This is a genomic window from Romboutsia timonensis (assembly GCF_900106845.1).
Taxonomy (GTDB): Bacteria; Bacillota; Clostridia; order Peptostreptococcales; family Peptostreptococcaceae; genus Romboutsia; species Romboutsia timonensis.
Genome location: NZ_LT629850.1, coordinates 442,384 through 463,006, shown reverse-complemented (window position 1 = coordinate 463,006; position 20,623 = coordinate 442,384). Strand labels below are relative to the sequence as shown.

20 protein-coding genes are annotated in these 20,623 nt (G+C 27.0%); 1 reads left to right on the top strand and 19 read right to left on the bottom strand.

The annotated features are described in order from the left end of the window. Positions 1-5: 5 nt before the first annotated feature. The 3 genes from dprA to BN7997_RS04830 are packed head-to-tail and all read right to left on the bottom strand — an operon-like array spanning position 6 to position 3,011. Complete coding sequence (dprA, locus tag BN7997_RS04840; protein WP_071119735.1) at positions 6-1,106, bottom strand: DNA-processing protein DprA; 1,101 nt, start codon at positions 1,104-1,106, stop codon at positions 6-8. Positions 1,107-1,109: 3 nt separating this feature from the next. Next, complete coding sequence (locus BN7997_RS04835) at positions 1,110-2,654, bottom strand: YifB family Mg chelatase-like AAA ATPase (protein ID WP_071119734.1); 1,545 nt, start codon at positions 2,652-2,654, stop codon at positions 1,110-1,112. Between the two features lie 12 nt (positions 2,655-2,666). Next, positions 2,667-3,011, bottom strand: coding sequence for a YraN family protein (locus BN7997_RS04830; RefSeq protein ID WP_071119733.1), 345 nt, complete (start codon positions 3,009-3,011; stop codon positions 2,667-2,669). Positions 3,012-3,135: 124 nt separating this feature from the next. Here BN7997_RS04830 and BN7997_RS04825 point away from each other — a divergent pair, with 124 nt between their 5' ends. Then, positions 3,136-4,416, top strand: a complete 1,281-nt coding sequence (locus BN7997_RS04825) for a CapA family protein (RefSeq protein WP_071119732.1) — start codon at positions 3,136-3,138, stop codon at positions 4,414-4,416. A gap of 218 nt (positions 4,417-4,634) precedes the next feature. On the opposite strand, the gene BN7997_RS04820 is transcribed toward BN7997_RS04825, so the two are convergent. The 16 genes from BN7997_RS04820 to efp all read right to left on the bottom strand — a co-directional run bounded on the left by BN7997_RS04820 (position 4,635) and on the right by efp (position 20,555). After that, positions 4,635-5,654, bottom strand: a complete 1,020-nt coding sequence (locus BN7997_RS04820; protein WP_071119731.1) for an alpha-hydroxy-acid oxidizing protein — start codon at positions 5,652-5,654, stop codon at positions 4,635-4,637. A gap of 46 nt (positions 5,655-5,700) precedes the next feature. Next, entirely contained in the window at positions 5,701-6,468 is a 768-nt protein-coding gene (locus BN7997_RS04815; RefSeq protein WP_071119730.1) for a ribonuclease HII, read from the bottom strand. 389 nt (positions 6,469-6,857) lie between these two features. Further along, entirely contained in the window at positions 6,858-7,772 is a 915-nt protein-coding gene (gene ylqF, locus BN7997_RS04810; protein ID WP_330385860.1) for a ribosome biogenesis GTPase YlqF, read from the bottom strand. A 211-nt stretch (positions 7,773-7,983) separates the two neighbouring features. Beyond that, entirely contained in the window at positions 7,984-8,328 is a 345-nt protein-coding gene (gene rplS, locus BN7997_RS04805) for a 50S ribosomal protein L19 (protein ID WP_071121358.1), read from the bottom strand. Between the two features lie 105 nt (positions 8,329-8,433). Continuing rightward, positions 8,434-9,126: a tRNA (guanosine(37)-N1)-methyltransferase TrmD gene (gene trmD / locus BN7997_RS04800; RefSeq protein WP_071119729.1), complete on the bottom strand. Its 693-nt coding sequence runs from the start codon at positions 9,124-9,126 to the stop codon at positions 8,434-8,436. Positions 9,127-9,134: 8 nt separating this feature from the next. Then, complete coding sequence (gene rimM / locus BN7997_RS04795; protein ID WP_071119728.1) at positions 9,135-9,650, bottom strand: ribosome maturation factor RimM; 516 nt, start codon at positions 9,648-9,650, stop codon at positions 9,135-9,137. A gap of 120 nt (positions 9,651-9,770) precedes the next feature. Continuing rightward, positions 9,771-9,998 (bottom strand): KH domain-containing protein, encoded by a 228-nt coding sequence (locus tag BN7997_RS04790; protein WP_071119727.1) that lies wholly within the window; start codon positions 9,996-9,998, stop codon positions 9,771-9,773. Positions 9,999-10,025: 27 nt separating this feature from the next. Beyond that, positions 10,026-10,292: a 30S ribosomal protein S16 gene (rpsP, locus tag BN7997_RS04785; RefSeq protein WP_071119726.1), complete on the bottom strand. Its 267-nt coding sequence runs from the start codon at positions 10,290-10,292 to the stop codon at positions 10,026-10,028. 38 nt (positions 10,293-10,330) lie between these two features. Next, positions 10,331-11,683, bottom strand: coding sequence for a signal recognition particle protein (gene ffh / locus BN7997_RS04780; protein ID WP_071119725.1), 1,353 nt, complete (start codon positions 11,681-11,683; stop codon positions 10,331-10,333). Then, complete coding sequence (gene ylxM / locus BN7997_RS04775) at positions 11,680-12,048, bottom strand: YlxM family DNA-binding protein (RefSeq protein ID WP_071119724.1); 369 nt, start codon at positions 12,046-12,048, stop codon at positions 11,680-11,682. Before ylxM ends, ffh begins: the two co-directional genes overlap by 4 nt. 96 nt (positions 12,049-12,144) lie before the next feature. Next, a complete protein-coding gene (gene ftsY / locus BN7997_RS04770; RefSeq protein WP_074010960.1) occupies positions 12,145-13,560 on the bottom strand; it encodes a signal recognition particle-docking protein FtsY in 1,416 nt (471 codons plus the stop codon). Between the two features lie 235 nt (positions 13,561-13,795). Beyond that, positions 13,796-17,350 (bottom strand): chromosome segregation protein SMC, encoded by a 3,555-nt coding sequence (smc, locus tag BN7997_RS04765; protein ID WP_071119723.1) that lies wholly within the window; start codon positions 17,348-17,350, stop codon positions 13,796-13,798. Positions 17,351-17,376: 26 nt separating this feature from the next. Then, the gene (locus BN7997_RS04760) at positions 17,377-18,447 is read right to left on the bottom strand and encodes an elongator complex protein 3 (RefSeq protein WP_071119722.1); all 1,071 of its coding nucleotides are present in this window, start codon (positions 18,445-18,447) and stop codon (positions 17,377-17,379) included. 35 nt (positions 18,448-18,482) lie between these two features. Next, a complete protein-coding gene (gene rnc, locus BN7997_RS04755; RefSeq protein WP_071119721.1) occupies positions 18,483-19,184 on the bottom strand; it encodes a ribonuclease III in 702 nt (233 codons plus the stop codon). Between the two features lie 307 nt (positions 19,185-19,491). Beyond that, complete coding sequence (locus BN7997_RS04750) at positions 19,492-19,911, bottom strand: CD1247 N-terminal domain-containing protein (protein WP_071119720.1); 420 nt, start codon at positions 19,909-19,911, stop codon at positions 19,492-19,494. A gap of 86 nt (positions 19,912-19,997) precedes the next feature. Next, positions 19,998-20,555, bottom strand: a complete 558-nt coding sequence (efp, locus tag BN7997_RS04745) for an elongation factor P (RefSeq protein ID WP_071119719.1) — start codon at positions 20,553-20,555, stop codon at positions 19,998-20,000. Positions 20,556-20,623 lie beyond the last annotated feature (68 nt).

Here is a 20,623-nt window from a genome sequence, read left to right as displayed (position 1 = left end):
TTTCTTTATATATTTAAACTGTATACTTGATTATTCATCTCTATTAATAAATCTTTAAGTACTAGTTCATTTAAGATTGCGTTTATATATTTTACTTCCATTTTAGTATTATCACAAATTTCATCTATATTCAATATACCATTATCTTTTATTAGTTCTAATATTTCAACACTTTTTTCATTCAATTTAATATTATCATATTTTTTAGAATTTTCTGTATAATAATTCCTGTCAATTTGGTATTCATTTAATATGTCTTCCACACTATGAATTAATGTTGCTCCTTCATTTATTATTTTATGGCATCCTTCACTCATACATGAGTTTATATTGCCCGGAATAGAAAAAACGTTTTTGCCTTGGTCTAATGCATACTCAACAGTAATTAATGCACCACTTTTTTTAGCTGCCTCAACTACTATAACACCATCACTTATCCCACTCAATATTCTATTTCTATGAACATAATTGCTAGGATAAACAGCACTTCCAATATTATATTCAGACAATATCAAACCACCATCATCCAATATTTTTTGAGCTAATTTAATATTTCGTCTTGGTAATATATTATCTAAAGGAGACCCAATTACTGCCACGGTTTTTCCTTTACCTTCTAAGCATCCTATATGGCTATAAGTATCTATTCCTATAGCTAGTCCACTTATAATATTTATACCTACATCTGACAAACTTTTGCTTATATTTTTTGCACAATTAACCCCATACTGAGTACACTTCCTAGAACCTACCATTGCCAAATTAATATTATTTTTTAATACATCTAAATTTCCCTTATAAAATAATATTTTAGGTGCATCATATATGTGCTTCAAATTAGATGGATATGATTCATCATAAATACTAACATATTTTATAAATTTTTTCTCAAGATTTGACTTTATTTCCTCTAAATAAGTTAGACTTTTATATTTTACTATATTTTCCTTAATATTTGTATTTATATTTTTTAAATTATATATTTCCTTATCACTAAAGTTAATTAAATCTTTAATATCTATGTTATTTGACTCTATTTGATTTATATTATTATTTGTTACTCCCTCTATAGACTTTAGCCACAAATAAACATCATTAATATTCATAAATCACCTCTGTTCAAAATATTTATAATAAGTTTTTCTAAAAGAAAAAGCTTCTACTATGTGATTAGATTTTATAGTATTCTCTCCATCTAAATCTGCTATTGTTCTTGCAACTTTTAATAATTTCATATAACTTCTATTACTTAATTTATATTTATTAAATATTAAGTTGATAGTTTCTGATCCTTCATCATTTAATTTGCAATACTCATTTACCATTGAAGAATTCATTTCATCATTAGTTTTTATATTATAATTTTTGAATCTAGTTTGTTGTATATATCTTGCACTTTGAACTCTTTTTCTTATATCATGAGACGTTTCAGATTTTGTATTTATAAACTCTTTATATGGTATTGAATTTACCTCTACAAATAAATCAAATCTGTCTAATAATGGTCCAGATATTTTGTTTATATATCTGTCTATTTCATATGTTTTACACCTACATTCATTTTCTGACATATGATATCCACATGGACATGGATTCATCGCACCTACTAATAAGAAATTGCATGGATATTCAAAATTATATTTTATTCTAGATATATTTATAATCTTATCCTCTATAGGTTGTCTCAACGTTTCTAATATTTTTCTATCAAATTCAGCTATTTCATCTAAAAACAGTATACCTCTATGAGCCAATACAACCTCTCCTGGCTTTGCATCAATTCCTCCACCTATCATAGCTTGCTTTGTAGATGTATGATGCGGTGATCTAAATGGCCTTTTATCTAAAAAACCTTTTTGATTATCTATTAATCCTATTGAGCTATAAATTTTACTAACTTCTAACATTTCTTCCTTATTTATATCTGGAAGTATTGTCCTTATTCTTTTTGCTATCATTGTTTTTCCAGAGCCTGGAGGGCCTATCATTAACATATTATGATTACCTGCTGCAGCTATTTCAGCACTTCTCTTTACAAAATAATTTCCAGATACATCACAAAAATCTTCTTCATATTCGTTTTGACTTTTTTCTTTTTTGTTTATATTAATATCCTCAATAATAGACTCTTTACATATATCTAAACTTCCATTTAAAAAGTCTATGCATTGATTTAAACTCTTTACGGGTATAATATCTATACCATCTATAAATAATCCTTCTAAAAAGTTATCATATGGTAAAAATAATCTTTTTATATTACACTCCTTAGCCCCTATTATAATTGGAAGTATTCCCCTTACCTTTTGAAGCTTTCCATCTAAAGAAAGTTCTCCTATAAACATACTTTCATTTAAGTATCCATCATCTTTTCTTATAAATTCTCTTAAAATTCCTATAGATATAGCTAAATCAAGAAAAGACCCTTCTTTTTTCATATCTGCAGGTGATAAATTTACAACTATTCTAGAGTTAGGAAATCTGTATCCACTATTTATTATTGCTGATTTTACACGTTCCCTAGACTCTTTTATTTCAGTACTAGCTAAACCTACTATATTAAATGAAGGAATCCCATTAGTTATATCTATTTCTATCTTTATTAGATAACCATTTATTCCTATTAAATTACTAGAATTTATTATACTAAGCATATTCACTCCTTTCTAGAAAGCATTTACTATATGATTTATCTTCTTATCTTTTAAATATATTTCTATAACATCAAATCTTATCGGTACATTATTTAAATTATTTTTTAAGATATAATATTTAGCTGTATTTACTATTTTTCTAATTTTTCTACAATCTACAGCTTCTGCTGGATAACCAAACTTTATGTTAGTTCTTGACTTAACTTCTATAAATACTAATTCATCATTAATTTTAGCTATTATATCTATTTCTCCACTATTTATTCTATAATTAGTTTCTAAAATATTTGCCTTATTATCTATTAGATATTTTAATGCTATCCTTTCACCAGCTCTACCTTTTTGAATATTATTCATAAGTATCTCCTATGTACTTTTTTGTAAGTATTGTCCCTAATATTCATTTTATATACATTTTTTCCTTTTATAATTGAATTTTTTTAATTGAATTATTAAAATCACTATATAGGGGGAATGTTTAATGGGAAGATGTGATAAAAAAAAGAAAAGTAGTAGAAGAAAAAAGAAGTTTAAAATAATAGGATTATACTTATCAATTTTAGTACTAACTTTTATTTTTTTATTTAATAATTTTAATTTATTTGATAAAAAATGTAATAGCGAAGTAGTAAAAGATGAACAAATTTTAGAAACTTTAGCAGATAATAAAACTAGTAAGGTTACTATAAATGCAATAGGAGATGTTATGGCTCATACACCTCAACTTAATGCACAATACGATCCTAAAACAAATACATATTCTTTTGATAATAATTATAAATATGTGTCAAGTTACATAAAAAAAGCAGACTTATCTATTGCAAATTTAGAAACCACATTAGCTGGCGATAGTATACCATATAGTTCTTATCCAACTTTTAATACTCCTGATACCTTGGCTGATGCATTAAAAAATGCAGGCGTAGATGTAGTTTCAACTATAAATAACCATTCTTTTGATAAAGGTGATTTAGGAGTAGAAAGAACTTTAGATGTACTAAAATCTAGAAACCTTAGTACTATAGGAACAATTTCAAATGTTGGTGATAAGAATTATTTAATAAAAGAAGTTAATGGAATAAGTTTAGGAATAACAGCTTTTTCTTATGGCGAACTTAGAGAAAATACTAAACTTTTAAATGGTATCAGAATTTCAGATAAGTCTAAAGATAAATTAAATGTATTTGATAGCTCAGATGTAAATAACGCTTTTAATACTATAAATAATACCCTAAAAAATATATCACACACAGATATTCAGATACTTGTTATTCATTGGGGAGATGAGTATAGAAGAGTTCCTAACCAATTTCAATATGATTTAGCCCAAAAACTTAGCGATAGTGGCGTAGATATAATAATAGGATCTCACCCTCATGTAGTTCAACCCGTTGAAATAATAAAATCTACTGATGAAAGTCATGAAACTTTAGTTATATATTCTCTTGGAAATTTTATATCAAATCAAAGAAGGGAACTTTTAGGAACACCTTTTACTGAAGATGGGCTTATGGTTAACATAGAAATTACTAAAAATACAGACAAAACATTTGTATCTAAAGTAAATTGTATTCCTACATGGGTTAATAAATATAATGATGGAAGTAAGATAGTTTTTGAGGTTCTACCTATAACTAATAATGAAGATTTTAGTCATTTAGATAATATAACTTTAGAAAAACTAAAAAATTCTTATAATAATACTGCCTCACAAGTTAAACAATCTGATATAATAAATGTTATGGATAATCCATTTAAATAATTATTTTAAAAGCTCTATGAAAATATAAATAATATTAATAAAAATATAATAATATTTAATATTTTTGTTAATATTAAATATTTGTAATATCAACAAACACTCATTTTAAACATAACAACTTTTAAAGTAGAGCTTTAAAATAAAAAAGGGCTATTTTAAAACAAAGTTTTATAGTATCTCTATAATTCTTAGTTTTACTAATAGCTCCTTTTTTATGCTTAATAATTATATATAACCTTACTGTCTATATCTCTTATAGATTGACATCCTGTTAAAATCATAGTTGATTTTAATTCATTTTTTATATTTTCTACATAAGTCTTAACCCCATCTGTTTTACCACCAAATGAAGCTGTTACAAATGGTCTTCCTATTAAAACTGCATCTGCACCTAAACCTATCATTTTAACCACATCTACTCCAGTTCTAACTCCACCATCAGCAAGTATAGTAATTTTTCCTTTTACCGCCTTTGCAATTGATGGAATTACTTCACAAACTCCAGGAGTGCAATCTAATACTCTACCACCATGATTTGATATAACTATTGCATCAACACCTGCTTCAACAGCCATTAGAGCATCTTCAACAGTCATTATCCCTTTAACTATAAAAGGTAATTTAGTCGAATTTTTAAGTTTTCTTAAATCTTCTACAGTTTTTGGAACAACTTTTTTTCCATGCATAGATAATGTAACAAGACCACATGCGTCTATATCAACACCTACTGCTATAGCATTTGACTCTTCTGCCAACTTTATTTTGTTTATTATATCATCATTTTCCCATGGCTTTATAAATACTATACCTTGTCCATTATACTCTTTAAGTACACTTAAGTTTTCTAATAAAAATTCATCAACTGCAGTGTCTCCAACCATAGCGTATACACCACTATCTATACATCCTTTTACAACAGGTTCTATATAATCTCTCTCAGAAATTTTTCCACCCATATTTAAAGTTGTTCCAGTTATAGGTGCTGCAAATATTGGAGCATCCATTTTCTTTCCAAACAATTCTATAGTAATATCTGGATTAGAAACATTATGTATAACCCTCATATTAATTTTTATTTTTTCTAAACTTTTTCTATTATCTATAAATGAAGACCCGCTTCCTTTTCCGCCCATACCTGGAACTTCACCTGCACAAGCAATACCATTACATACCTTACATACCTTGCAACTTCCATTAAATTTTTCTCTAGCAACTTTCTCAACTTCTTTAAAATTCATTATAAGACTCCTCTATATAAATTTTTAATTAAACTTTCATATAAAATTATAACATATTCTTTAAGAAACTCTTTCTATGTATACGAGTTATTCCATATTTTTCAATTGCTTCGTAGTGTTCCTTTGTTCCATAACCTTTATGCGATTTAAATCCATATTCCGGGAATATTTCATCATATTGATACATTATATTATCTCTTGTAACTTTAGCTAATATACTAGCTGCCGCAATTGATATAGATTTAGAATCTCCCTTAATTATTGGCTTTTGATGTATGTCTATTCCTGGTATTGTAGCAGCATCTATTAATAAATAATCTGGTGTATTTTTTAAACAATTTAAAGCCTTTTTCATGGCCATGTAAGTAGCATTTAATATATTATATTTATCTATATCTTCATTATTAACTATACCTATTCCATAGTCTAAAGCTTCTTCCTTTATTCTATCGAATAACTCTTCTCTTTTAGCTTCACTTAGCTTTTTAGAATCATTTATCCCTTCTATCTTAGTATTTGGTTTAAACACTACCACACTAGCTACTACAGGCCCTGCTAGTGGACCACGCCCTGCCTCGTCTATTCCACCTATATATAAATATCCTTTAGTGTATCCTTCATTTTCATATGTATTTATACGTTCTAATCTCTCTTCTTCTTTTCTTATATTATCTAATTTTCTTCCCATTTTAATTGCTATATTTTGAACTGATTTTCTTTCATCGTCTTTTAATATATCCATATACTCTAAGTACTTATCTATACTTAAACTATCTACTATTTCTTTAATTTCCTTTACACTTTTATTCTTCATGATCTTCTCCTCACGTTATTTATACGATGTAATTTTTATATCATGTGTACTATGTTCTATCCTAAAATATATATAAATATAATGCCTACATATACCATTAAAAAAGTATCTCTACTTAATTTTAAGATATAAAATTACTCATAATTTATTAGCTATATCTTAGTATACCTTATAATTATTATTTATAATATAAAAAATTCGCTCCGCTCATTTCGCCAACGATATATTCTTGCTCACGCTACGGATAAATCCGTTGCTCAAAATATCATTTTTACTTTTATAAAGTTGATATTACTCATATTCATAAATTTTCCACTTTTTTCATGATATAATTTCCTTATACGTAAAAAAATATCATCTAACATTAGATGATATTTTTTATATTGTATCTATTTTTTTATGTCTTCAGGAACTTCTAAAGTTATTTTTCCTATTTTTCCATCTCTAAATTCATTTAAAACTGTCGTTGCTATACGAGTATAATCAAGTTCCTTATTCCCCATTATAAATCCTCTTTTACGACCTATCATATCCATAGTTTCTATATCTCTATCACCTAATTCCTCTAGCTTATATCTTGCCTTTAATTTTTCTGGCTCTATCTCCATAAGCTTTCCAATTAGTCTTAGAGCTAAAGTTTCAACATCTAGTATCTCATCTTTTATAGCTCTACAGAATGCTAAATTAAGTGCAACATCTTGATCTTCAAATTTAGGCCAAAGTATACCTGGTGTATCAAGTAATTCTAAGTTTCCTTTTAATCTAACCCACTGCTTTCCTTTAGTTACACCTGGTCTATCTCCTGTAACTGTGCTTTTTCTACCTGTTAATTTATTTATTATAGATGATTTACCAACATTTGGAATACCTACTATCATTATTCTTATAGGTCTTTCTTTTCTTCCTTTTTCTTTTAATGCATCCATTTTATCTTTAACTGCATTTCTACATTCATCTACTAATTTATTTAAACCAACACCTTTTAAAGTATCTACTGGTATTGCTTTGATTCCACGGTCTTTATAGTATTTTATCCATTTATCTAACTTAGCTCTATCCGCTAAATCACATTTATTTAATATGACAACTCTAGGCTTATTCCCTGCTAAATTATCTATATCTGGGTTTCTACTACTAAAAGGTATTCTAGAGTCTAAAAGTTCTACAACAACATCAACTAGCTTTAAGTTATTTCTAACTAAATCTCTAGTTTTCTTCATATGACCTGGATACCAGTTTATATGTAAATTATCATCTCTTAGATAATCATCATAATTTTCTCCCATTCTGTCTCCTCTTGCCATGATTATCACTCCTTTATGTAAATTATTCATTCTTTTTTATTTCAATTTATACATTATATTATAAGCTTTTTTAAGTATTTAATATAATACTTCTATTATTTCTATAATATAAATTTTTAATCTATTCATCGATATTATATTTAAATTAATAATATCAATATATGTAAAAAGGACTGATAAAATCAGTCCTTTATTTTATAGTAAAGTTTAATTATCTAGCTTCTTTTATCTTAGCAGCTTTACCTACTCTACCTCTTAAGTAGTTTAGTTTAGCTCTTCTTACTTTACCTTTTCTAGTTACTTCTATCTTTTCTATTCTTGGAGAATGTACTGGGAAAGTTCTTTCTACACCAACGTTGAAAGATATTTTTCTAACTGTGAAAGTTTCTTGTATTCCTCCACCTTGTCTCTTAAGAACAACACCTTCGAATACTTGTATTCTTTCTCTCTTACCTTCAACTATTTTAACGTGAACTCTTACTGTGTCCCCAGGTCCAAAGTTAGGAACTTCTTTCTTTAATTGTTCTTGTCCTAATGCTCTTACTAATTCGTTCATTATTCTTCCTCCTAGTATCATAGACATTCTTAATTACCTCCTACGTGTAAAAAGAGGAATGCCCGTTTATTTTTTCAACATTTAAAATTATACTATATATATTGTTTATTTACAAGCTTTTTTGTACAAATCTGGTCTTCTTTCTTTGGTAATTTTTATCGACTCTTCATATCTCCATTTATCGATATTCTTATGATTTCCAGATAGTAAAACTGACGGAACTTCTAAGTTCATAAACTCTCTAGGTCTAGTATAATGAGGATATTCTAATAAATTATCTTTAAAAGACTCCTCCTCAAATGATTCATTTTGTCCTAATACTCCTGGTATAAGTCTTGATATAGAATCTATAAGTATAAGTGCTGGAAGTTCTCCTCCTGTTAATACATAGTCACCTATAGATATTTCATCAGTAACTATTAAATCAATTATCCTCTGATCTATTCCTTCATAATGCCCGCATAAAAATATTACATCATCCAGCTTAGAAAAATCTTGTGCAATACTTTGATTATGAACCTTACCTTTTGGAGTTAAATATACTACTCTTGGATTTTTTATATCATGCTTTTCTATTATATGTTTATATGTATCATATATAGGTTGTGGAGTCATTACCATTCCTGCTCCACCACCAAATGGATAATCATCTACTTTTTTATGTTTATTAGTAGAAAAATCCCTTATATTATATATGTTAACTTCTATTATATTTTTTTCTACTGCTTTTTTCATTATACTTTCATTCATGTACGAATGAAATATTTCTGGAAAAAGTGTCATTATATGAAATCTCATACTATCACCTAGTCTAACATACCCTTAATAGGGTCTATTATCATTTTTCTTTCATTTATATCTATAGTAGGCACAAACTTAGTTATAGCAGGTATTAAAAATTCCTTACCATCGTTACTTTTTATAACGTATACATCATTAGCTGCATATTGTAATACATCTTTTAATGTTCCTATGTGATTATTATCTAATGTATATACATCCATACCTATCATGTCTGCTATAAAGAATTCACCTTCTTCTAATTCTCTACTATCTTCTCTTGAAACATACATGAACTTATTTCTTAATCTTTCTGCATCTTCAACTCTATCAACATTTTTTATTTTCATTATAACCATGTTGCCTTTATATCTAACTCTTTCAACTTCCCACTTAGTTTCTAAGTCTTTTCCTAAGTAGAATTCTTCTAAATCATCAAATCTATATATATCATCAGTAAAAGGATAAACTCTAACTTCTCCTTTTAAACCTTGAGTATTTACTATTTGTCCTATTTTAAAATGTGTTAGCTTTTCCATCAATATATCTCCTTATGTTAAAAATCTTTATGACTTTCTTTCATTATTATATTATTAAATTTATTAGCTATAATTATGTATTTTGAGTATATACAAAAAGGATTAGGCATATACCTAATCCTTTTATACTATCTCAAGAGAAACTTTTACTTTTTCTCTGTTTGCAGCAGATCTTACGACAGTTCTTATAGCTTTAGCTATTCTGCCCTGCTTTCCGATAACCTTTCCCATGTCGTCTTGAGAAACAGTAAGCTTTAAAATGATTTCATCATTTTTTCTTGTTTCTTCAACTACAACTGCATCAGGATTATCAACTAGAGCTTTAGCTATATCTAACACTAGCTCTTTCATATACTCATCTCTCCTAATTAAAAATTATTATTTCTTAGAAGCTTCGAATTTTTCCATTACACCGTTGTTAACTAATAAAGTTTTTACAGTATCAGTTGGTTGTGCACCATTTGATAACCACTTAACAGCTTTCTCATCGTTTATTTTAACTTGCTTTGGTTGAGAAACTGGGTTGTAGTATCCTATTTCTTCTATGAATTTTCCATCTCTTGGAGATCTTGAATCAGCAACTACTATTCTGTAGAAAGGCTTTTTGTTTGATCCCATTCTTTTTAATCTTATTTTAACTGCCATAATAGCACCTCCGAATAATGTTTTTGTCTATTTTTTATTTATTTAAAGAAAGGAAGTCCGGGAAAACCGCCCCTTTTCTTCATACTTTTTTGAGATCCTGTAAACATCTTCATCATTTTCTTCATTTCATTAAATTGCTTTATAAGTCTGTTTACATCTTGTACACTTGTACCACTACCTCTAGCAATTCTTTTCTTTCTAGAAGCATTTAATATACTTGGGTCTCTTCTTTCCTCTATTGTCATAGATTGAACAATTGCTTTTGTTCTCTTCATTTCTTTTCCATTTAGGTCTACATCCCCAAGTTGGTCTTTTATATTACCCATACCTGGTATCATACCTAAAATTTTATCTAAAGGACCCATATTTTGAATTTGTTCCATTTGCTCTAAGAAATCCTCAAAGTCAAGATCTTGTTTCTTAATTTTTTGTTCTAATTCTTTAGCTTTATCTAAATCTATAGATTCTTGAGCTTTTTCTATTAGACTTAAGATATCTCCCATACCTAATATTCTAGATGCCATTCTATCTGGATGGAATGGTTCTAAATCATCTAGTTTTTCACCCATACCTATAAACTTTATAGGTTTTTGAGTTACAGCTCTTATGGAAAGTGCAGCCCCACCTCTAGTATCTCCGTCTAGTTTCGTTAATACAACTCCATCAACACCAAGAGCTTCATTGAAGCTTTCTGCAACATTTACTGCATCTTGTCCTGTCATTGAGTCAACTACTAAAAGAATTTCATGTGGTTTAACTTCTGATTTTATTGACTTTAATTCATCCATTAAAGTTTCATCTATATGAAGTCTACCGGCTGTATCTATAATAACTAAATCATGATTATTTTTCATAGCATGACTTAGTCCTGCTTTAGCTATGTTTACTGGGCTTTCTTTATCACCCATATTGAACACTGGTATATCTAATTTTTCTCCAACAACTTGTAATTGTTTTATAGCTGCTGGTCTATATATATCACAGGCAATAAGAAGTGGTCTTTTACCTTGTTTTTTAAAGTAACCTCCAAGCTTACCTGATGTAGTAGTTTTACCTGCCCCTTGAAGACCAACCATCATTATTATAGTTGGTGGTTTAGGAGATATCATAATTTTACTAGATACATCACCCATTAGGCTTGTTAGTTCTTCATTAACTATTTTTATTACATGCTGTCCAGGAGTTAAACTACTCATAACCTCTTGTCCAACACATCTTTCTTGAACTTTTTTTACGAAATCTTTAACTACTTTGAAGTTAACGTCAGCTTCTAAAAGAGCAAGTTTAACTTCTCTCATAGCATCTTTAACATCTTTTTCAGTAAGTTTTCCTTTTGATTTTAACTTACCAAGTGCTCCTTGTAGTTTATCTGATAATCCTTCAAATATCATTTTAACATCTCCCTACATATATCTTCTATATTTTCTACTTTAGGGATTAAATTAGCACAATCTCTATTTTGCAATAAATCTTGCTTAATGTCAACAATTTTATCTATTATAGTTTTAGTTAGTTTTTCTTGCTCTTGTATTTTTTCTACTAAATGTAATTTATTTTCATAATCCTTTAGTATTTTCTCTGAACGCTTTAATGTATCGTATACACCTTGTCTAGATACATTTAAATTTTCACTAATTTCACCTAGAGAATAATCTTCTTCATAATATAATGAAACTATTTCTCTTTGCTTATCAGTTAATAATTCTTTATATTGTTCAAATAGCAAGCCAATCTCAACCATTTTTTCTATATTCATAATCACACTTCCATGATACATACTGTAAAGGTTATTTACTTTACACATTGTATTTTATATCATATAGCGTTTGTTGTCAACATTTTATTTTAATTACTAATTACTCCCAAATAGCGCCTCAGAGAAGGCTTTTGCATCAAAATCTTGTAAGTCTTCTACTTTTTCTCCAACACCTATAAGCTTTACTGGAACATCAACTTCACTCTTAACTGCAAGTACAACCCCACCTTTTGCTGTTCCATCAAGCTTAGTTAAAACTATTCCTGTTATATCTGCTACTTCTTTAAATGTTTTTGCTTGTACTACTGCATTTTGTCCCGTAGTAGCATCAACTACTAATAATACTTCCTTATTAGCTTCTGGGAATTCCCTATCTACTATTTTAAATACTTTACCTAATTCATTCATAAGGTTAGCTTTATTATGAAGTCTTCCTGCTGTATCGCATATTAATAAATCTACTTTTCTAGCTTTAGCAGCTTTTATAGCATCAAATACAACAGCTCCTGGGTCTGCACCTTCTTGATGTTTTATTATATCAACATTACTTCTTCCTGCCCAAACTTCTAATTGCTCTATTGCAGCTGCTCTAAATGTATCCCCTGCCGCTAGTAAAACTTTTTTACCTTCTTGTTTATATCTATTAGCTAATTTACCTATAGTAGTCGTTTTACCTACACCATTTACACCTACCATAAGTATTATAGTTGGAGACTTTTCTACATTTAATGTAGAGTTCTCATTAGTTAATATTTCTCCTATTATATTTTTTAATTCTGCTTTAACTCCTGCAGGCTCTGTTATTTTATTTTCTTTAATCTTATCTCTTAGTTTATCTATTATATCCATAGTTGTATTTACACCAACATCAGCTGTTATTAATATTTCTTCTAACTCTTCTAATAGCTCTTCATCTACTTTTGTATAAGATTTTAATACATCATCTATTTTATCCGTTATACCTTGTTTAGCTTTAGTTAATCCTTGCTTTAACCTTTCAAATAAATTTACTTTCTTTTGAGGTTCTTCTACAACTTCAATATTTTCTTCTTTAATATCTTCATCTACTTCATTTATAATAACTTCTTGATCATGTATTGTAGATTCTTCTATATTTTCTACGACTTCATTTACTTTTTCATCATTTAAAGTATCTTCAATCTTCTCTTCATTTATTTCTATTTCATCTGTAGCTATGTTTTCTTTTATTTCTTCAATTATATCATATTCATTTATTTTTTCAGATTGATTATGTAAATTTTCATCTTCAGTATCTTTTTCTTCCACACTTTCTATCGTTTCAGACACATCACTATTTTCTAAATCTTTAGTTTCTTCATTTTCTACTTTCTCTTCAACTACATCTTCATTTGATACTGCTATATCTTCTTGTTTACTTTCATTTACATTATCATTATTTTCTTCAATAGCAGTATCGTGTTCATTTACCACTTCATTGTCATTTGCTTCTTCTTGTTTTTTATTACCAAATTTAAATAGCTTTTTAAACACTTATTTTCCTCCTATAACTAATATTATTTAGTATAATTTAAGTTTAACCTAAATATATGTATAATTTTAGTAACTATATCGTTACTTTCTATATAATCCTTGAACTATATAGAAAGTAACAAATATAAATTAAATATTTTTAAGTAATTTTTTATATAAGTCTATTAAATTAGATTATTTTCACTTTATTTTTATTTATAAAAAAGTAAATATCATTAACCTATTAAGTCTAATATTATATAGCATCTATAATTTCTTCTACTTCTTTAAGTTTTAAACTTAAAACCTTTGATATTGCCTTTTCTTGCATTGTTACTCCATATATATAATCCGCAGCTTCCATAGTTCCTCTTCTGTGAGTAACTGATATAAACTGAGTCTCGTTAGATAATTCTTTTAAGAACTCTCCAAACCTAAATATATTTGCATCATCAAGTGGAGCTTCTATCTCATCTAATATGCAAAATGGAGTTGGTTTTGCAAGTATAATAGAGAATAATATACTTATAGCAGTAAGAGCTTTTTCTCCCCCTGATAATAGATTCAAGTTTTTCATTTTCTTTCCTGGTGGTTGAGCTGTTATCTCTATATCACTTTCTAATATATTGTTTTTATCTACAATCTTTAATTCTCCATTACCTCCACCAAATAATCTTTTATATACAAACTTAAAGTTTTCATTTATTTTGTTAAAATTAGATTCAAATTCCTTTTTCATATTTTCTTCTAGTTCATATATAAGCTTTTCTATAACTTCTATAGACTGTTCTAAGTCTTTCTTTTGTTCACTATAGAAATCATGTCTTTCTTTTATATGTTCATATTCTTTTATAGAATCTAAGTTTACATTTCCAAGATTTCTTATTTCTTTTCTTATATTTTCAAGATATCTTTTATCTACATCTAAGTTATCATCTTTCATTTCTATAGCTTGATCTAAAGTTATTTCATATTTTTCAAATAAACTATTTATATGATCTTCTCTATTAGATTTTAGTCTTTCTATTTTACTTTCAACTTTAAATAAACTTTCTTTTAAATCAATATATTGTCTGTCTATATTTTTTGATTCTTTATTTAAATCTTCTAATTTTTCTTTTAAACTTTCTTTTGATAATTTTTTAGTTTCTAGACTTCTTGTATTATCTACTAATTGTTTATTTAAGCTTATTTTTTCTGTTTCTTCTATAACTATATCTTCTTCTAATTTAGATGTTTCTATAGTTTTATCATTTAAAGACTTTTCTATTTGTACATACTTATTTTCTAAGGTTTTATTTTCTTCACTAATTCTTTGTATATCTCTAATTATACTTTCATATATTTGATTATGCTTCACTAGATTTAAGTTTAAGTTATCAAATTTTAATTTATCATCTTCATATAAAGAGTTATATTCTTTTAACTTATTAGTTAAACTTTCTATTTGTAATTTATTTTCATCATGTTTAGTGTCTATAGATAATATATCATCTTTTATTAATTTAGATTTTTCTAATATATATTCTAAGTTAGAACCTAATCCATCTTTTTCATTTTCTAACTTTTCAACACTTATTTTTAAAGATTTTATTTCTTCTTTAAACTTATTAAGTTCTGCATTTTCAATTATAATTTCTTTATCAAGACTATTTATATCTATACTTATTTGCTTTAGCTTTTCTTTAATTATTTTTGTATTATTATCAACTTCATTTTTTTCTATATACAATCTATCTATTTCAGCTTTTAATAATTCTATTTTTTCTTTATATTCATTTATAAGCCTTTTTCTAGATAATATATTTCCACTTACTCTTAAGCTTCCCCCAGTTAAAGATCCTCCTGGATTTAATATTTCTCCATCTAATGTTACTACCTTAAATTTATGGTTATTTTCTTTGGCAAACTTTATAGCATTATCTATATTATCTATTATTATAGTTCTACCAAGTATATTTTCTATTATATTTCTATATTTGTCATCAAACTTTATCAAATCACTAGCTATTCCTATAAAACTTGTACCTACTTTTATATTTCTAGTATCTATCTTATTAGATTTAATTATATTCATAGGTAAAAATGTAACTCTACCTAAGTTATTTTTCTTTAAATAGTTTATAGCAAACTTAGCACTTGATTCATCATTAGTTATTATATTTTGCATATAAGCACCCAGTGATGCTTCAATACTTTTTTCAAACTCAGAAGGAACCTCTATAACTTGGCCAAGAGCTCCTTGTATCCCTTGTAAGTTTTTATTTTTAAGAACTTCTTTTACACCTTTATTAAATCCTTCATAATGATTTTCCATTTCAATATATATATTAAGCTTTGATTTATAATCATTTAGGCTATACTTACTATTTTGAATTTGCTTTTCTATATTATTACTTTTGTTTAGTAGTATATTAAAATCATTATTAGTTTTTACTTCATCATTTTTTAAACTCTCCATAGATTTAGTTTTATCTTCTAACTTTTCCGAAGCTTTTGATACTTCTTCTATCTTTTTATCTATCTTATATTTTATTTCCCTTATATCTAAATCTATAGTCTCTTTTCTTAAATTTATACTCTCTTTATTAGCATTTAAAGTTGAAAGTTTACTTGTAGTATCTTGTTTGTTATTTAAAAGATTTATTATTTCGTCCTTTAAATTTTCTAAATCTCGATTGATAGTTTCTATCTTATCTCTACTTTCTTTATTATTAGACTCTATAGATTTTATATCTATATTTAAATCATTTATAATTTTTTCTTTTTCATATTTTTGATTTATTAATTTTTCTAATGTTATTTTGTCACTATTTAATTTTTCTTTTATATAAATAATCTCTTCTTTATTTCTTTCTATCTCATTTTTACAGTTTCTTATTTTTTCGTTTATAAGATTAACTTGAGCATCTTTTTGTGATATTACAGACTTAATTGTATTTATATAATCTTGAGACTTATTTATTCCATCATTAATATTTTCTATTTCTATATTAGTTTCTTCAACAGCCTTTTCTAAAGTACTCTTTTGCTTTTGAATTTCGCTAGATTGACTTCCTAATAAATTACTATGTTTATTTAATTCATCTAACTCTGCTTCTAATTCAGCTACCACTTTTATACAACTATTAACTTCTAACACTTTTAGTTTTTTGTTAAACTCTAAATATTTTACTGCTTTTTCTTGTTGTAAAAATAATGGCTTAAGTTGATTTTCTATTTCTATATATATATCGTCTATTCTTTCTAAGTTTTCCTTAGTATGTTTTAAATTCCTCTCTGCTTCTTGTTTCTTATATCTAAACTTAGATATACCACAAGCTTCATCAAATACCTTTCTTCTATTAACAGGATTATTGCTAAGTATTTCATCAACTTTACCCTGTTCTACAATTGAGTATCCATCCTTACCTATACCTGTATCTAATAGTATTTCTTTTATATCTTTCAATCTACAACTTTTATTATTTAAGAAAAACTCACTTTCTCCTGTTCTATAAGCTCTTCTTTTTATAGTAACTTCGCTAAATCCTAATTCTAATTTATTATCACTATTATCTAGTGTTATAGCTACTTCACAATAGTTCATAGCCTTTTTAGACTCCGTTCCTACAAATATTACGTCTTCTAATTTATCTCCTCTCAGGCTTTTAGCACTTTGTTCTCCTAAAACCCATCTAATAGCATCTGATATATTACTTTTTCCACTACCATTTGGACCAACTATTGCTGTTATTCCCTCATTGAAAACTATCTCTGTTTTTGTAGGAAATGACTTAAATCCTTTTATTTCAAGTCGCTTTAAATACAACGTCCTCTCTCCCTTCAATGATAAAACTAAAGGTTGTATATTTTATATAAACTTTCATAAATATGATTCATGTTAGTTTCTACTTCAATGTTATCATCTAATACAATCTCTAATGTATTTGTATCTATAATTTCTTCTTTAGTTTTTAATATTACGTTTAATTCATTTTTCATATAATTACTATTACTTTTTTTATTACCTATTATTTTAGATATGTTCTTCTTATTCGTCTTAACTAATATATTACTTTTAACCTTATTTTCTATAACAATAGATTTTAAGTAATCTTTAATCATTTCAGATTCTACTAATTCTCTAAATGCTGGATGATAAGGTCCATCAAGTATAGCCTTACCAAGTTGTATATCGTCTGTCGCTTGAAGTCCTACTCTTATTACGTTTATATTATTAACATAAAATAAAGCTAAAAGTTTCTTTACTATTTGTACACTCTCTTCTAATGTAAATGGACTATATTTTCTCTCATTTAATAAATTTTCAAGCCCTGTTTCTTTTACTACTAACGTTGGATATATTCTTACACAATCAGGCTTCATTTCTATAAATTTCCTTGCAGTTTCTATACACTTTCTTTCTGCATCAGATGGAAGACCTACCATCATTTGAAGTCCTAATTGTATACCATAATCCTTTATTAATTTTGCACTTTTAAATACTTCCTCTGCATGATGCCCTCTTATACTATCTCTAAGTACATCTTCATCTAAAGATTGCACACCAAGTTCAATTATACTAACTTTATATTCTTTTAACATTTTCAGTATATCTTCATCTATGCAGTCTGGTCTTGTAGACATTCTTATATCATTGACTAATCCTTTATCTACATATTCCTTAGCTACAGATAATAAACTTTTTTGTATATCTACATCTATTGCAGTAAAGCTCCCTCCAAAAAATGCAATTTCAACATTAGCATCTTTGTCTATAGTAGTTAAATATTCATCTACTATATTTTTTACATCTTCACTAGTTATGTCTGTGCTAACCCCTGTTATCTTCTTTTGATTACAAAATATACAATCATGAGGACAACCTCTATGAGGTACAAATATAGGTATTATTCTTTTTTTCATTTATTATCACCCTTTACTATAAACTCTGTTAAATTTTAATTAATATTATCTAATGCTTTTCTTGCAGCAACTTGTTCTGCTTCTTTTTTACTTTTACCTTCTCCAAATCCTAAAATCTTACTATCTATACCAACTTGCATAACAAATTTCTTATTATGGTCTGGACCTTTTTCATCTATTAATTTATACCATATATTAACTTCACCTTTGCTCTGTAAAACCTCTTGAAGATGAGTCTTATAATCTCTAAATATTTTTCCTTTTCTAGAGTTTGTAATTATATCTTTCATATATGTTAATATAAATTTAGAAGCTTCTCTAAGTCCTCCGTCTAAATAAATTGCTGCTATAACTGCTTCAAAAGCATCAGCAAGAATAGATATTCGTTCTCTTCCCCCAGTTGCTTCTTCTCCTTTTCCAAGTAGCATATATTCTCCAAGTTTTATACTAATAGCTACTTCACTTAAAGATTCTTCACACACTATATTAGCTCTTAACTTAGTAAGTTCTCCTTCAGGTAATTCTGTTTCTTTTTTAAATAAGTAATCGCTTATGACTATACTAAGTATAGAGTCTCCTAAGAACTCCAATCTTTCATTAAAGTTATACCCTTTATTTTCATTAGAATATGAACTATGAGTAAGTGCTTCTAATATATATTCTTTATTATTAAATCTATATCCGATAATATTTTCAAATTGAGCTATGCTGTCTAATATATTTTTGTTTAATTTCATTATAATACCTCCGAATTAACTTTCCTAGCTTATAGTGTACTATTTTTCTAAAAGTATTGCAAAATAAAATTAGTTTTTAACTATGTTCTATAAAGTATTTTATATATTATTTACTTTAAAATAAATATATTTATAATTTAAACTTTATTATATAAATTGCATAAATTTTTCATTATTATAATATTTTTATAACTTTAAGTTTTTAACTTAAATATATATTTTACTATGTATTTAAGTTGGAAAGTTTTATATTATATAGAAATGCCTATGAGACTTTTATCTCATAGGCATATTAGTTTATATTTAATTATTCTTCACAATCACAATCTGTACAACTATAATCGTCATCATCAGAAGATAATATTATAGCTTTACAATTCGGACAAACTACATCAACTTCATCATCATATAATAACTCTTCATCTATTTCTACTAAGTCATTACAGTTTGGGCATTCCATTTCTATAAAACTAAGATCATCGCAATCTTCATCTAGCTCGTCATCATCATATATGTCATCTTCTATATCTGATAAATCTTCATCTATAGACTCAACATATTCTGCTAAATCACACTGTTCTTCATCTAGTTCTACTATAGAATCTGCAAAACTTTCTAATACATCTATTATCTTATGTATTATTTTCCCTTCCTTAGTTTCTTTTGATATCTCTAACCCTTCAGCTAGACCTTTAAGATATGCTACTTCTTCATATAAATATTTCATATGTACCCCTCTCTTTCTTTTTTATATAAATTAAAAGCCCGTACATCTTTATTATTAAGATATACAAGCTTTTTATACATAAAAAACTAAACTCTTGATAAATATTCTCCAGTTCTAGTGTCTATTTTTATTTTGTCACCTTGATTTATGAATAAAGGAACTTGAACAACTGCTCCAGTTTCAACTGTAGCTGCCTTAGTTACGTTACTTGCTGTATCTCCTTTTATTCCTGGTTCAGTTTCTACTACTTCTAATTCTGCAAAGTTTGGAGCTTCAACTTGGAAAGCTTGACCTTGATAGAATCTTATAGTAGCTACTTCATTTTCTTTTAAGAATTTTATAGCATCTTCAACTTGCTCATAGTTTAATGGTATTTGATCATATGTTTCTTCATCCATGAAGTAGTATAATTCACCATCATTATATAAGTATTGCATTTGTCTTGTATCTATATGAGCTTTAGGGAATTTATCACTTGGGTTGAAAGCTTCTTCTCTTATAGCTCCTGTTTTTAAGTTTTTGTATTTAGTTCTAACGAAAGCTGCTCCTTTACCAGGCTTTACGTGTTGGAAATCAACTATTAAACATGGTTGACCATCTTTTTCAAATGTTACACCTTTTCTGAAATCACTTGCATTTACCATTTTGTCCCTCCATATAAAAATAATTTTATTCTTCGATACTTAGGATTAATTCAATTATATTATTATTA

Bases quoted from the DNA above. Each gene is read 5' to 3' on its own strand.
- ylqF (WP_330385860.1), bottom strand. From the start codon at position 7,772: ATGGCAAGAGGAGACAGAATGGGAGAAAATTATGATGATTATCTAAGA.
- dprA (WP_071119735.1), bottom strand. From the start codon at position 1,106: ATGAATATTAATGATGTTTATTTGTGGCTAAAGTCTATAGAGGGAGTA.
- ffh (WP_071119725.1), bottom strand. From the start codon at position 11,683: ATGATATTTGAAGGATTATCAGATAAACTACAAGGAGCACTTGGTAAG.
- BN7997_RS04760 (WP_071119722.1), bottom strand. From the start codon at position 18,447: ATGAAAAAAAGAATAATACCTATATTTGTACCTCATAGAGGTTGTCCT.
- BN7997_RS04830 (WP_071119733.1), bottom strand. From the start codon at position 3,011: ATGAATAATATTCAAAAAGGTAGAGCTGGTGAAAGGATAGCATTAAAA.
- ylxM (WP_071119724.1), bottom strand. From the start codon at position 12,048: ATGAATATAGAAAAAATGGTTGAGATTGGCTTGCTATTTGAACAATAT.
- BN7997_RS04790 (WP_071119727.1), bottom strand. From the start codon at position 9,998: ATGAAAGAGCTAGTGTTAGATATAGCTAAAGCTCTAGTTGATAATCCT.
- BN7997_RS04750 (WP_071119720.1), bottom strand. From the start codon at position 19,911: ATGAAATATTTATATGAAGAAGTAGCATATCTTAAAGGTCTAGCTGAA.
- trmD (WP_071119729.1), bottom strand. From the start codon at position 9,126: ATGAGATTTCATATAATGACACTTTTTCCAGAAATATTTCATTCGTAC.
- rnc (WP_071119721.1), bottom strand. From the start codon at position 19,184: ATGAAATTAAACAAAAATATATTAGACAGCATAGCTCAATTTGAAAAT.
- rpsP (WP_071119726.1), bottom strand. From the start codon at position 10,292: ATGGCAGTTAAAATAAGATTAAAAAGAATGGGATCAAACAAAAAGCCT.
- rplS (WP_071121358.1), bottom strand. From the start codon at position 8,328: ATGAACGAATTAGTAAGAGCATTAGGACAAGAACAATTAAAGAAAGAA.
- BN7997_RS04835 (WP_071119734.1), bottom strand. From the start codon at position 2,654: ATGCTTAGTATAATAAATTCTAGTAATTTAATAGGAATAAATGGTTAT.
- BN7997_RS04820 (WP_071119731.1), bottom strand. From the start codon at position 5,654: ATGAATTTTAAAGAAGTTGAGAAAGTTGCTAGAGAAAAATTTAATGGA.
- BN7997_RS04825 (WP_071119732.1), top strand. From the start codon at position 3,136: ATGGGAAGATGTGATAAAAAAAAGAAAAGTAGTAGAAGAAAAAAGAAG.
- BN7997_RS04815 (WP_071119730.1), bottom strand. From the start codon at position 6,468: ATGAAGAATAAAAGTGTAAAGGAAATTAAAGAAATAGTAGATAGTTTA.
- efp (WP_071119719.1), bottom strand. From the start codon at position 20,555: ATGGTAAATGCAAGTGATTTCAGAAAAGGTGTAACATTTGAAAAAGAT.